The 13,401-nt window shown below is 42.3% G+C and carries 9 protein-coding genes and 1 other annotated feature; of the genes, 1 reads left to right on the plus strand and 8 read right to left on the minus strand.

What is annotated here, in order from left to right; translation table 11 throughout:
• Positions 1–9: 9 nt before the first annotated feature.
• The 7 genes from WMO43_RS08355 to WMO43_RS08385 all read right to left on the minus strand — a co-directional run bounded on the left by WMO43_RS08355 (position 10) and on the right by WMO43_RS08385 (position 10,177).
• The gene (locus WMO43_RS08355; RefSeq protein ID WP_353530875.1) at positions 10–783 is read right to left on the minus strand and encodes an ABC transporter ATP-binding protein; all 774 of its coding nucleotides are present in this window, start codon (positions 781–783) and stop codon (positions 10–12) included.
• The gene (locus WMO43_RS08360; RefSeq protein ID WP_177963803.1) at positions 776–1,660 is read right to left on the minus strand and encodes an ABC transporter permease; all 885 of its coding nucleotides are present in this window, start codon (positions 1,658–1,660) and stop codon (positions 776–778) included. The genes WMO43_RS08355 and WMO43_RS08360 overlap by 8 nt, the downstream gene beginning before the upstream one ends.
• A 32-nt stretch (positions 1,661–1,692) precedes the next feature.
• Complete coding sequence (locus tag WMO43_RS08365; RefSeq protein ID WP_353530876.1) at positions 1,693–2,736, minus strand: ABC transporter substrate-binding protein; 1,044 nt, start codon at positions 2,734–2,736, stop codon at positions 1,693–1,695.
• 275 nt (positions 2,737–3,011) lie between these two features.
• Positions 3,012–3,257 (minus strand) — a binding site (T-box leader).
• 72 nt (positions 3,258–3,329) lie between these two features.
• Entirely contained in the window at positions 3,330–5,057 is a 1,728-nt protein-coding gene (locus tag WMO43_RS08370; protein ID WP_353530877.1) for a methyl-accepting chemotaxis protein, read from the minus strand.
• Positions 5,058–5,068: 11 nt separating this feature from the next.
• Positions 5,069–6,250, minus strand: coding sequence for a BMP family ABC transporter substrate-binding protein (locus WMO43_RS08375; RefSeq protein ID WP_353530878.1), 1,182 nt, complete (start codon positions 6,248–6,250; stop codon positions 5,069–5,071).
• Positions 6,234–7,784 carry a LuxR C-terminal-related transcriptional regulator gene (locus tag WMO43_RS08380; RefSeq protein WP_177963799.1) on the minus strand — a complete coding sequence of 517 codons (1,551 nt, stop codon included), beginning with the start codon at positions 7,782–7,784 and terminating at the stop codon, positions 6,234–6,236. Before WMO43_RS08380 ends, WMO43_RS08375 begins: the two co-directional genes overlap by 17 nt.
• Before the next feature lie 224 nt (positions 7,785–8,008).
• Positions 8,009–10,177: a hypothetical protein gene (locus tag WMO43_RS08385; RefSeq protein ID WP_353530879.1), complete on the minus strand. Its 2,169-nt coding sequence runs from the start codon at positions 10,175–10,177 to the stop codon at positions 8,009–8,011.
• 368 nt (positions 10,178–10,545) lie between these two features.
• Between WMO43_RS08385 and WMO43_RS08390 the strand changes: the two genes are divergently transcribed.
• Complete coding sequence (locus WMO43_RS08390) at positions 10,546–11,280, plus strand: LytR/AlgR family response regulator transcription factor (protein WP_353530880.1); 735 nt, start codon at positions 10,546–10,548, stop codon at positions 11,278–11,280.
• A gap of 42 nt (positions 11,281–11,322) precedes the next feature.
• Here WMO43_RS08390 and WMO43_RS08395 read toward each other — a convergent pair whose 3' ends face one another.
• Positions 11,323–13,386 carry a response regulator gene (locus WMO43_RS08395; protein WP_353530881.1) on the minus strand — a complete coding sequence of 688 codons (2,064 nt, stop codon included), beginning with the start codon at positions 13,384–13,386 and terminating at the stop codon, positions 11,323–11,325.
• Between the last annotated feature and the right edge of the window lie 15 nt (positions 13,387–13,401).

Genomic DNA, 13,401 nt, shown 5'->3' on the forward strand with positions numbered 1-13,401 from the left:
TTCTCTTTTCTAATTACCACATTCAATACTGATCCGGTTAAATGTTTCTAAGATGTCATCGACTTTCATCTTTGCTTTTTCTTCGCCTGCCTTATCGATAATGGCATTTCCCTGATGCATCATGATCAGACGGTCTCCATATTCTACGGCATAACGCAGATTGTGTGTGACCATGATCGTTGTTACTTTTTTCTCTTTTACAATCTTATCGGTCAACTCCATGATGATCTCTGCGGTCTTTGGATCAAGTGCCGCTGTATGCTCATCTAAGATCAGAAATTCAATCGGGTTCATGGTTGCCATCAAAAGGGCAAGGGTCTGACGCTGACCTCCGGAAAGCGAACCGACTTTTGTCTCCATCTGATTTTCCAATCCAAGATTTAAATCTCTTAACATTTCACGGTAATGCTCTGCTCTTGCTTTGTTCACGCCTCTTCCTAATCCATAACCTTTTCCCTTGTTATCGGCTATGGACATATTCTCAAGGATGGTCATGCTTGGACAGGTTCCTTTGGATGGATCCTGATACACTCTTCCGATCCTTCTGTGACGGATATAGTCTTTCTGATTGACGATGTCTGTTCCACTGACTAAGATCGAACCGGAATCCACCGGGATCGTTCCGCAAATGATATTGAGCATAGAGGTCTTACCGGAGCCGTTACTTCCGACGACTGATAGAAATTCACCATCCTGTATGGTCAGATTGAAATTTTCAAACAGGCAGAGTTCGTTGACAGTGCCCGGATTATAGTTTTTATTGATATTTTTTAACTCAAGCATTGTTCTTCACCTTCTTCTTTCTGTCCATGCTGACTACTAAAATGATTAAAAACAGGACTGCTGTGACCAGTTTTAAGTCTGTGGACTGTAAACCAAAGCTGATCGCCAATGCCACACATGCTTTATAGATAATGGAACCGATCACAACACTGGTGGTCACCCGGAAAAATGTCACTTTTTTAAAGAGACTTGTTCCGATGATCACGCTTGCCAAACCAATGACAACGGTTCCTGTTCCCATGGAAACATCGAAATATCTCTGCTGCTGGGTATAAATACATCCGCTTAAGGTTACCAATCCGTTAGAAATTGCAAGTCCTGCAATTTTTACCAAGCCCTTATCGACTCCCATGGATGTTACAATGGTGTCATTATCTCCTACTGCCCTTAGTAAAAATCCGGCTTTTGTACTCATATACCAGTCCAGTAAATATTTCATCACTAAGGTAATGATAAGAATAATGACAACGGTTGAAAACTGTGCTGCGTTTCCTTTAAAAATGCTGTTGACCAGATCGTTATCAAATATTGTTTTTTCTGTATAGATCGGCAGGTTTGCACGTCCTGCTATCCTTAAATTGACGGTATACAATGCGGTCATCATAATGATTCCCGACAATAAATCCCGCACCTTTAATTTGACATGGATGACTCCGGTCAGAACTCCTACGACTGCTCCTGCTGCAAAGGACACCACCAATGTGATCAGTGGATGAACTCCTTTGGTGATCATAACAGCCGTAATGGCAGCTCCCAGTGGGAAGCTGCCGTCTACGGTCAAGTCCGGAAAATCCAGAATTTTATATGTGATATATACTCCTAATGCCATGATCGCATAGATCATGCCCTGTTCTAATACACTCAATACCAGTGCCACGTTGTTACCTCCAAGTTTTCCGTCTGTATTTTTTATTCTACGGTAATCTCCGTAAATGTTTCTGCTGCATCAGCAATGTAATCTTTGTCTAACTCCATACCAATTTTATCTGCTGCTTCTGTGTTGACATAGAGTGCGGAATCTGCTGTTTTGATGTATTCTGTGTCTTTTGCAGTTGCTTCACCTTTTAAGATCTTTGCTGCCATAGCACCTGTATTTTTTCCAAGTTCAAAATAGTCAATTCCCATTGCTGCCACACATCCGGCTTTTACCTGCTCAATCTCACTTCCGAATACCGGAATTTTCTTGCTGTTGGCTTTTTCAATCACGGTCTGAAGTGCCTGTACTACGGTGTTGTCTGTCAGGTTGCAGATACAGTCCACTTTTCCTACCAAATCCGCTGCTGCCATATCTACATCTGCAAGGGTGTTGATTCCTGTGTCTACGATTTCAAATCCGTATTTATCTGATACTTTTTTGTACTCTTTGATGGTGCTGACGGAGTTTGCTTCGCTGGTAGTGTAAAGGATTCCGATCTTCTTTGCATCCGGGAGCATCTTACGGATCATTTTTAACTGCTCATCTACCGGAAGAAGGTCACAGGAACCTGTGATGTTGCCTGCGTTGCTGCCATCCTCTTTTGCAAGTCCTGCGCCGACCGGATCGGATACTGCGGTATATACGACCGGAATGTCTGCACTCATTGCCGCATTATAAGCACTCATGGCACTTGGTGTTGCGATCGCGCAGATCAGATCTACTTTCTTTGACACATAGCTGTCTGCAATGGTTCCGACTGTTCCTGTATCTGCCTGTGCATTGTCGTAATTCACTTTTAAGTTCTTTCCTTCTTCGATGCCTGCTTCTTTTAAGCCCTCTAAGAATCCTTCACGGCAGTTATCTAAGGAGCCATGCTCTGCAAACTGGGAAATTCCGATGGTATAGGAATCTTTGCTTTCTGTTTCTGTACTCTTTGTGTCTTTTGTGGATGTCTCTTTTGTGCTGCTTCCGCATCCTGCTAACATTCCTGTTACAAATACCATACTCATTACGACTGCTAATAATTTTTTCTTCATTTTTCTTACCTCTTTCTTTCTGCCTTCTGGCTGTTGTTAGATCCAGAACAAACGCAGATACAAGTTCGCCGATTTTTATGGGTTTTGATTTTACGGATTCCGCTTTCACATAGGGATGTTATCCTGTCATTACAAAAATCCGATGTGCTTACGCACTTCCTTTCAGAAGCAGAAGGATGCTGCAGATAAATCTGCCCATCTTTCCGCTTCTGAAAGAACCTTCGGTATCGGATTTTTGCAATTTCTAAGATACAAAAAAACCGCCTCAAGCATTTGCTTGAGACGGTAATATTATCATATTATCGCGGTACCACTCAAATTGACGAATTGTCCTCTCTTTCACATACTATCATACATGCCTCATTGATAACGGGTTTGGTTCCCGGCTCACCCTACTATGTATTACGCTTCAGGCTGCCCTCAAAAGTCCATTCAACGAATACCGCCATACTGCAATCCCACCACCTGCAGCTCTCTGTGACTTTGGTCTAACGTCTACTACTCTTTTTCAACGGTTTGTTCTATCTGATGTCTAGATTAATACTTTATGAGGCATTTGTCAACCGCTTTTTTGATTTTTTACTTCTTACTTTTTACACCTGAAAATGCTTCATGCTTCCCTCTAACTCATCCGCAATATTTTTTAAGCCTTCCATACTGCCGGATACTATATCAAAATTCTCTGTTACGGTATTGGCTGCCGTACATACTTCCTGCGTAGTGGCTGCATTCTGTTTTGCAATTTCTGAAAGTTCTGACACGGTCTCTACGATTTCTTTTCTTGCCCCATCTAAATACTCTACGCTGTCTGCGATTACCTGCATTCCTTCTATGGATTCTAAAATTCTCTTCATAACCGCTTCTGTCATTGTCTCGGTCTCTTTGATATGTTCGGTCTGTGCCTCTATCGTCGTTGTAACTTTTCCCATGGTCTCTACTGCACGATCAGAGTTCTCCGTAAGCTGCTGTAAAATATCAGAGATATTCTGACTCGACTCATTGGACTTGCTTGCTAACTGCTGGATTTCTGTAGCAACGACCGCAAAGCCTTTTCCACTTTCTCCTGCTCTTGCAGCTTCAATGCTCGCATTGAGACTTAACAGGTTTGTCTGTGAAGCAATGGATGCAATGATTTCCGTTGCTTCTTTGATCTGTACTACCGATTCATTTGTCTTTGCTGTCTGTGCTTCGATCTCCTGTATCAGTTCCTGCACTTCTTTATTGCTTTCAAGCAGTTCCCGGATGGTTTCCACATTCTGTTTCTCTGCACAGGACATGGCATCTGCATTCTGCTGCATCTGTTCCATCTCCTCTGTGGTCCGCTCAATTTTTTCACCCATACTATGTACATTCTTTGCCGCTTTGTCGGAAATCTCTGCCTGCGTTGCCGCACTTTGCATGATGCTGTCAATCGCTCCCTCTACCTGCCGCATAGAAGTTGTGGTCTCTCTTGCCGTCTCGCCCAGTTCGCCGGATGCCATCAGCACCGCCTCTGCATTTCCTGCAATATTCGCAATACTTTTGATCATTTCCTCCTGCAGGCTGCTGATCGCCTTTGATAAGTCTCCGAGTTCATCCTGCCTTTTTATCAACTTTGTATCCATTTCATTTTTCAGATTACCGGAGGACACGGACTGTACCATATTGATTCCTTTTTTCAATGCTCCTGAAAAATTAAAAGCAAACACTGCTGCCACTGCGATACAGAGCAACATTACAATCAGTACCACTAAGATCACGGTATTGATAATCTTATTGATCGCGGAATCCTTCTGTGCCTTATTTGCTCCCACAAAGATCATGCCGACCGGTTTTTTGCTGTCTCCCTGATAAACCGGAACATAGTAACCATAGTGAAGTGTGCCGTCTATGGACACGGAGTCACTGAAGTATTCTTTTCCCTTTTCTAAGACTTCTTTTTGGATGGTCTCTCCCGCCGGAGAACCTAAGATACGGTCTCCGTTTTTATCCTTTGCAGAAGTCATGATCCTGTCTTTTCCATAGAAAAAAGTCACTTCTAATCCTGTCTTTTCTTTGATACTGTCCACAAGACTTTCCGACTTGGAAATATTGTAACTTCCTTTCCATATTTCTCCATTTTCCGTCTTAATATAATCCCCTGAATTCTGGTCATACGCTGCAAACGTAGATGTTGCCGCACTCTGCAATGCATCTTTAATCTCTTTTAGCAAAGAATCCCTGACAATGGTCTGTGCTATAAAGATAACCATCAGTCCCAATACTAAGACCGGAAGAACCCCAAGCATTAAAATCTTCTTTTTTAAGTCAAATCTTATCTGTCTTTTATTTGTCTCTTCCATCCGTATCTCTCCTACTCTACAATCTTCACGTTTTTATAGTACCAATTGATACCTCCCGTGATGGTATCATCGTCTAGTGTCTTACCTTTCTTTCCAATTGTATCCCCTGTATTGGTTTCAATCTTTCCATCAAAGACATTGCATTTTCCGGATAAAATCTCTGCCCTTGCCTCATCTACTTTTTCCTGTGTTCCATCGGCGCAAAAATCTGCCAAGTCCGTAATGTCCACCAATCCTTCTGCCATACCACCATAATAATTCTTTCCATCATAGGTACCATCTATGATACTCTGTACCTCGGAAGTATAATATGCACTCCAATTCCATATTACACTGCACAGGCAGGCATCCGGTGTCTCTTTTCGCATATCAGAGTTGTATCCGATTCCATAGACTCCTGCATCCTGTGCCGTTGTCTGTGGATACGGTGTATCGCAATGCTGTGCCATAACATCACAGCCCATATCTAAAAGCTGCAGGGATGCCGCTTTTTCTGCCTCCGGTGCATACCAGCTATGTGTGATCTTTACATATACTTCTGCATCCGGGTTTACCGATGCGACTCCCATTGCAAAGGCATCAATCCCTCCTGTCACTTCTGAATTCGAGGAATCCTGTGCCGCCACATAACCGATCTTATTGGTCTTTGTATTCATTCCGGCGACAATCCCGCTTAAGTATCTTGCCTGATAGATGCGTCCGAAATAGTTCGTAAAATTTTTTCCGTTGCTCTTATAACCGGTTCCATGGCAAAAATAAATGTCCGGATACTCTTCTGCCATCTGTTCCATCACATCCATGTAGCCCCAGCTTGTACCGAAGATAATATTGCAGCCTTCGTCTATGCACTCCTGTATTGCCTTTTGTGTTGCCAGCGCATCAGTATCATCTACATTGTTCTTTCTTACGATCTGTTCATCTGATAATCCGAGATTCTTCTGCATTCCCTGGATTCCCAGTTCATGTGTATAAGTGTAACCGCTGCCCTCTGCCGGGTCGGACAAATGGACTACACCTACTTTAATCTTGTCCTTTGCTATCCCTTCTGATGTCTTTTTCGCACTGTCTGTCTTTTCACTCTTCACATTATTGGTTGCATAATCATCCGGTTCTTTTTTCGACTGTCCGCATCCGGCTAACATAGCCACCATACATACGAACAGAATCATGATAAATTTACTTTTTCTTCTCATCAGTACCTCCTTTTTCTAATCCTATAAATCCAATCTCATAGCCACGTTCTACCGCCTGCTGCCGGTTTTGTACCTTGAGCTTTTTAAAAATGTTTGCCGTATGAAATTTTACGGTTCCCACTTTCTTGTCTAATTCCTCTGCGATCATATCATTGCTCATGCCTCTTGCCATCAGGCGTAAGACCTCTGCTTCTCTCTCCGTTAAAGCACCGTAATGCTCTCCCGGTGACTTTAAGTAATCCGGAAAATGACTTGCTACACTGCCTGCAAGGTCGAGCACGTTTTCCGTAAAGCTGTCTGCCCCTGCCTCTTTATGATAAATTTTTAACATTTCTACCATACAGGCTCCCTCGTCTGCTAACAGGCGGTAATATCCATACTGTTTTGCAAGGTCTAATGCCTTTTGCAGCTCCTCGCACAGACGCTTGTTATCTTTTGCCTTATAACATGCCATGGCTGATAACATATAGCACTCACACAGATCCATATACCTGTTGACCGGCTCGATCAAATTGATCAGACGTTTTGCTAATACGATTGCCATCATATGCTTTCCATTTAAGAGATAACAGCGGATCTTGATCAGATAAGCATACATATCCATCATATAAAGTTCTTTATTTTCATCCGGTGCCTGATATTCTAACCACGCCTCGATACGCTCCATATTTCCGCCATATAAGGCTGCTCGGCATTCTAATGCATCCAGACTTGACTCTAACTCATCCCGTCCGCCTCTTTGGATGCGTTCCCGGATTTTTTTGATGTACGGCTCTGCCATCTTGGTCTGTCCGTTGACAAGAAGTATCCGAAACTGCAACGCCATCGCCACAAACAGGCACTGTACATCCTGCTCGGACTCTAACAACGGAATTGTTCCGGTGACTAAAACTAATGCATCAAAACATTTGTTGTTCTGGTAATTCCATTCCGCTAAAGCCACTTCATAGACCCCTTTTCCACTATTGCCATATAATGTCTGCACGGATTTCGTAATCTCATCTTTATAGCTGACTAAATATTTTCCATAGGGTGTGAAATCCCTAAATCCATCCAGAATGCTTGGTCTGCATGCAGAAAGTATCAGACTTTGAATCGGCTTCGTATGAATCCGTTCCAGAAAACATACAATCTGAAAAAAACGTTTGTCCGTGGTATCGGGAAGCACCATTTCTAAAATCAGACGAAAAAATTTCTCACGCGTCAGTTCCTCTTCATCCGGCGCTGGTGCTTCACACAACATATCCGCATAACAGCGTGCCTCTTTTAACTTTCCTTCCATTGTTGCCAGTAACGCTCTGATGGAAAGCAGGACTGTGTCACCCTCATAACCGTTCTCATCTTCCATATGAAAATAACTTCTGCACTCCCAGATGCCGGTCATAGACACCGGCTTTTTAAATTCCTCTTCCATGACTGCCCGAAGCTGTCCCTGCTCTTTCGCCTCTTCCATAATCTGACACAGCTCTTTGACATGTCTTGGGTAATGCACCTCTTCTTTACTCTTTCTTACCGTTCTCACTGTTCTTGCCACCACTTCCTCATTTATATAAACTTCTCCGTTCTTTTCCTTTTTTTACCTCATTTATTATAGCGTATACGGTCATTCCATGTAAACCAAACCAAAACCAAACTTTTTACCAAACTTCCTTATTATAATAAGAGGACCGATGACAGATTTTCCCTGCCCCGGCCCTCTCCATATAATATTATGGATACCGTTTTTCCGGTTCTTGCTATTTTTTTACGCTTTTTATTTTACGCTTTTTTAATCATCATCTTAGAAGTAAATCCAGTGTTTTTGTTAAATAATTTCTTATATTCCTTTACTTTGTTCTTCGGTACTTTGATCGTTGCTTCTTTATGGATGTTCTTAACGGCATTCTTACCTACACTTTCGATATTTTTCGATTCAATGGTAATGGTCTTTAACTTCTTATAACCTTTGAATGCGTCGTCTCCGATTGCTGTAACCTTGAAGGTCTTACCACCGATTTTTACGGTATCAGCTATTTTACAGGAGGTAAACTTCTTATCGGATTTTGACTTTTTGGTTGCAGCAAGGGTAACGGTTCCTTTTCCGTTTGTGGATGCTTTTGTCATCTTGTATTTAAAGTTTCCTGCCGTATAGGTTTTTCCTTTTGCTACGGTAATCTGGAAGGTCTTTTTGATGCTTCCTTCGTATTTGCCTTTCCCTTTGATGGTCACGGTCGCTTTTCCGATATTCTTATTATTTTTATAGGATACGGCATAATCGGTTCCCTGTTTTAATGTCTTTTTGCCCAGTTTGACCTTAATTGACTGCTTCTGGGATTTTCCATTGTAATTCTTATTGGAAATACCACTTACCGATGCCTTTTTGATGCTGGTCTTTGTCTGGATATTTTCCTGTGGTTTTACCCGCTTTGCAATGGTTTCCGTCTGTGTCTGTGTACTAAATGCCGCATTTTTAAAGGCTGCCGTATAAGTACGGACTCCTGTCTTTTCATACGTCGGCTGCGTGGTCACTGCAGAGGTTACGGTTGCTTTTTCTGTCTCTACATGTGTCTTATCTTTCTGACAGATCCGGCTTGCCGTACAGGTACTCTTATCCGCACTCCAGCTATAGGTCGGGGCTGCATATTTGTGTCCTTTTTTCGCTACTGCTTCTGTCTGCGTCTGTGTGGCAAATGCCGCATTCTTAAATTCTGCTTTGTATGTACGCTCTCCGGCTGTTGTACAGGTTGGCCGTTTTGTAATAACAGAAGTTGCAGTCGCTGTCTCTGTCTCTATATGTGTCTTATCTTTCTGACAGATCCGGCTTGCCGTACAGGTACTCTTATCTGCACTCCAGCTATAATCTGCTGCTCCATAATCATGGTTTGTCATTGCCACAGAAAAATCCTCATCCGCATCGGCAGGTGTCTTTACACTGCAACTATCTAAAACATACTCTCCATCAATCTTAGCAAATGTTCCTTCTTCCACCTCCAGTGTTCCACCCGCAACTGTATATTTGTCCACAACCCTTTCTTTATGAATCTCAATGTTATTGTAGTTTCCTCCCCGGATGATCAGATGTGCCACTTTTGAGGTAATCTTATTGTCTGTTACTGCTTCTCCCTGTTTAAATTCTGACCCCTCACGCACCCTAGGATATGAAATTTCTGTTCCATCAAATGTTCCTTCTTTAAGTATTACTGTTCCGGTTCCCTCAAAAACTGCGGGGATGTCATTTATACATTTATACTCCCTACTTTCCTCATCGTAATATCCCGCTCCCCATTGTGCTTTATTATTTACATCCTGTTCTAATTTAATCTTGGCTCCATCTTTTACTTCTTTGATAGTCATTGTTCCATCCACCCGGAACAATCCACGATAAAATTCATGCGTTGTGTTACCTTCATAGTTTTTATCCGATACAGAATTGTGAATTTTTACCGTATCGTCTACATAAAGATTTGCCGTTCCCTGTATCACAAACGGAGTCAGACTCTTGCCACTCCAATAGCCACTGTTCCAAACATATGCTCCATCATCATTCTGAATAGAAAAATCTTCTGCTAAAATCAGATTTACGGTTACTCCCTCCGGCACCTGTATCTGAGTATCTACCCAAGTGTCATTCATGTAATTCTGTCCCATTAAAATATAGGTTCCATCGTGATCTAATGTAAGGATCACGCAGTCCTCATCAATCTTATCTTCCTGTTTTCCAAGATCAATCTTCGTCACATTCTCTTTGCTGATGCTGAGTGTCTCTGCCGCCTGTACCACGGATACATTTCCGGTTCCGGTCAAATAAGACGCTAATCCGGTAACTGCCGGACATGGATTTACTGCCATCCCTGCTGTTAAGGTTGTTGCTAACAGAAGTCCTGCTTTTGCCTTTCTACGCTGATTTTTCATTCTTTTTTCGTAACTGTGTCTGGTTGGTTTATACATATGTTCCTCCTTGTGATTTCATTTCGTCACTTTTGTCTGAAACCATTTATGCCTTTATGTGTATGTGTGTTTGATATGTGAGTTGATGCAGTATGATCTACGCCAAACACGAAGCTCCACATATAGGCATAAAATGGTTTCAACACAAAATTCATACCTATATTATATGAATTATAATACATTCGTCTTATTATCAAAAATATCCGGCAATACGTCAATGCTATCTGCCTGATTGTCAAAAAAAATGCCTATTTGTCATTCGTGGCTATCCATTTTTTTGTGATTATGCTATAATTTATAAAAATTTTTTGTGATTTATTTTTATGTTTTACTGATATGGATTGTGATAGAAAAGGGGGTTGCCTGTTATGCTGATCTACATTTGTGATGATTCAAAAAGTGATTGTCTACGCCTGATGCACCATCTTTCTGCTTATGAAAATGAGATTGGTGCAGATTTTTCTACGGTTGCTTTTTCAAGCGGTGATGAGATGTTTTCGTATCTGAAGAAACACCGGGAAATCCCGGATCTGTTTTTCTTAGATATTTATATGGAGGGAAAAGACGGCATGGAAGTCGCCAGGGAGCTTCGCAGGCAGCAGGTGACAAGTGGCATTATCTTTACTACCTCTTCTACCGAGCATGCCATGGACAGCTATGAGGTACATGCGCTTTATTATCTGCAAAAACCTTTTACCCATGAACATTTTCTGATGGCGATGCAAAGATGTGAGGCTTTGATCCAAACGGCTCAAAAAAAGCTCTCTGTCTCTGTGAAGGGCAAAGAGCTTTTAATCGCATTTTCTGATATTTTATACTTAGAGACCGGACGGCATACCGTGATCTTCCATACACGCAAGGAGACCTTTTCCGTACCGGGAAGCCTAAGCCGTTTTGCGGACGCTTTCGCTGATACGAAAAACTTTCTTTCCTGCGGTCGCAGTTATTTAGTCAATTTGGATTTCGTGGAAGGATTCTTAAATCAGGATTTAATTATGTCGGACAATTCCCTGATCCCTGTTCCGATCCGTAAGCAATCCGAAACTGCCCGTATTGTTGAGGAATACAAAAATTCTTTGGCGAAACCTACGGTTACTTTCTGACCGTGCCTTTTGAGGATGGCTTTTTGCTCATCTCTTTCCGGTTTAGGACAATACCGTCTGTATAAGTCGCACAATACGCTCCCATTCCTGCATGGCTTCTGGTAAAAGTTCTTCAACCTGTCTGCTGTTTCCCTGCTTTGCAGTCTCTTCTAATTCTTCAAACAGATTTCCAAGCCGTTCCGCTCCGATGCCACGGACTTCTCCCTTGATCCCATGTACCTGTGCTATAAAATATTCATCAATATCAGTGGTATGTATTTTTTCTCTTTTTTCTTCGTATTCTTTGATGAACATTTCTAACAGATTCCGGTAAAATTCCACATCTCCATCCGCAAACTGCAGACCGTTCGTTACATTGATCTCACCCTGTTCTAAGACATGGAAAATCCCTTCAGGAACTGTCTTTGCTTCCTGCTCATCAGACTCCCAGCCTAAATATCTGCCTAACAGTCGTTCTAATTCTTTGGGCTTTATGGGCTTTGTGATATAATCGGCAAATCCTTCTTTTAAATACATCTGCTTTGCTCCCGGCAGTGCGTTTGCCGTCAGTACGATCACGGTCGTATAGCGGTTCCTGCCCGCTGTATCCTCCTGTATCTGATGCAGTGTCGCTATGCCGTCCGGCTGTGGCATTAAGTGATCTAAGAAAATTAAATCATAATTTCTTTTTCTGCATGCTTCTATAGCGGCTTCTCCACCGATAACGGTTTCTAAATGTACATTTGTCTTTTTCAAAAGATGTTTTAATACCTTTAGATTGGTTGCGTTATCGTCTGCGGCAAGTATCCACTTATCGGTTAAGTCGCTTATTTGTTTTGTTCTGTCTGTATTTGCCGTTGTATCTATATCGGCTGTCACATCGGCTCTTCTGCCATTTGGGTTATCCGAGTGTGCAGAAATTTCTTCGCCTGTCGCTTTTTCAGCTTCATAGATTGCCTTTTCGATCAGTGCAAGCATCTGTTCTCCTGCTTTTGCTGTCTCTTTGGCATACTCTAACACCTGCTCCTCTTTGCTCTCCCGCAATATCATTTCATTCATTCCAAGCATTGCGTTCATCGGTGTACGGAGCTTGTGGCTGATCTGTATCAGGATATTCTGTTTGATCTCGTTGGCTGTCCGCAGTTCCTCCATCTGCTTTAACTGCTGTGTCTGATTGATGAACCAGAGCATCATGCCGCTTTTTTCTCCGTGCTCTATGATACTTTCGGTTCTAAGCTCATAGATTTCTTCGCCCCACTCTAACATATGGTCTTCTTTTTTCAACACTTCTATGATGTCCGGGTATTTGGATATCCTCTCCCCTTCCCGGATGCCCGGATACATCGCATTCATCCTCGCGTTGACAAAGATAATGGTATTTTCGTTACTCAGTACGAGAAGTCCCTCATCACCATGATTAAACGCGTTATCTACCGCAGCATGCAAAGAACCGAAGTAGCCGTATTTTACCATTGCCATCATCATGCAGAACATCGTAATGGTCATAGCACATACCACCGGATTGTAGCTGCCAAAGACTCCTACGCCTTTTAATATCAGTTCTAAGGCAAAGACTCCGTTTCCTGCCGCTATATAAAGGATTCTTTTTTTCTGCGTTGCCGTACTCTGTCTGTAACGCACACCACAACAGATCTGGATCGTCAAAAGGACCGCCGCCATATGGACATAGTGTATCTCCCAGATGATCCCGCCACTGACATTGATCCTGTGATACATGCCGTCATTTAAGATCTTCATGGAATTGTAAAAATAAGGATGGTGTTCTGCCGTAAACACACCGACTAATACCACCGTATTGATCGCTGCCTGTATGATATAAATCCAGCCGGGTATTTTTAAATAGGCAAATTCGGAAGCGAACCACAATAATGCCATTAAAAATCCTGCCTGTCCGACATATTGGACACAGAGACCGCTCAACGCTTCTCCTACCGTATCTGCATGCATCAGCTCTAACTGGACCCCTATTACAAAGATCACGGTAAATACGTCATATAGCACAAATGCCATCTGTGCTCTGGATGGCTGTTGTCTGATCACAACCACGAGCATAGACAGCATTAATAAGACCGCTGCTATATTGACTGCTTCAAGTACATAAAACATGTCTGTTTTCTCCTA

The organism is Maccoyibacter intestinihominis (genome assembly GCF_040096355.1).
GTDB lineage: Bacteria > Bacillota > Clostridia > Lachnospirales > Lachnospiraceae > Maccoyibacter > Maccoyibacter intestinihominis.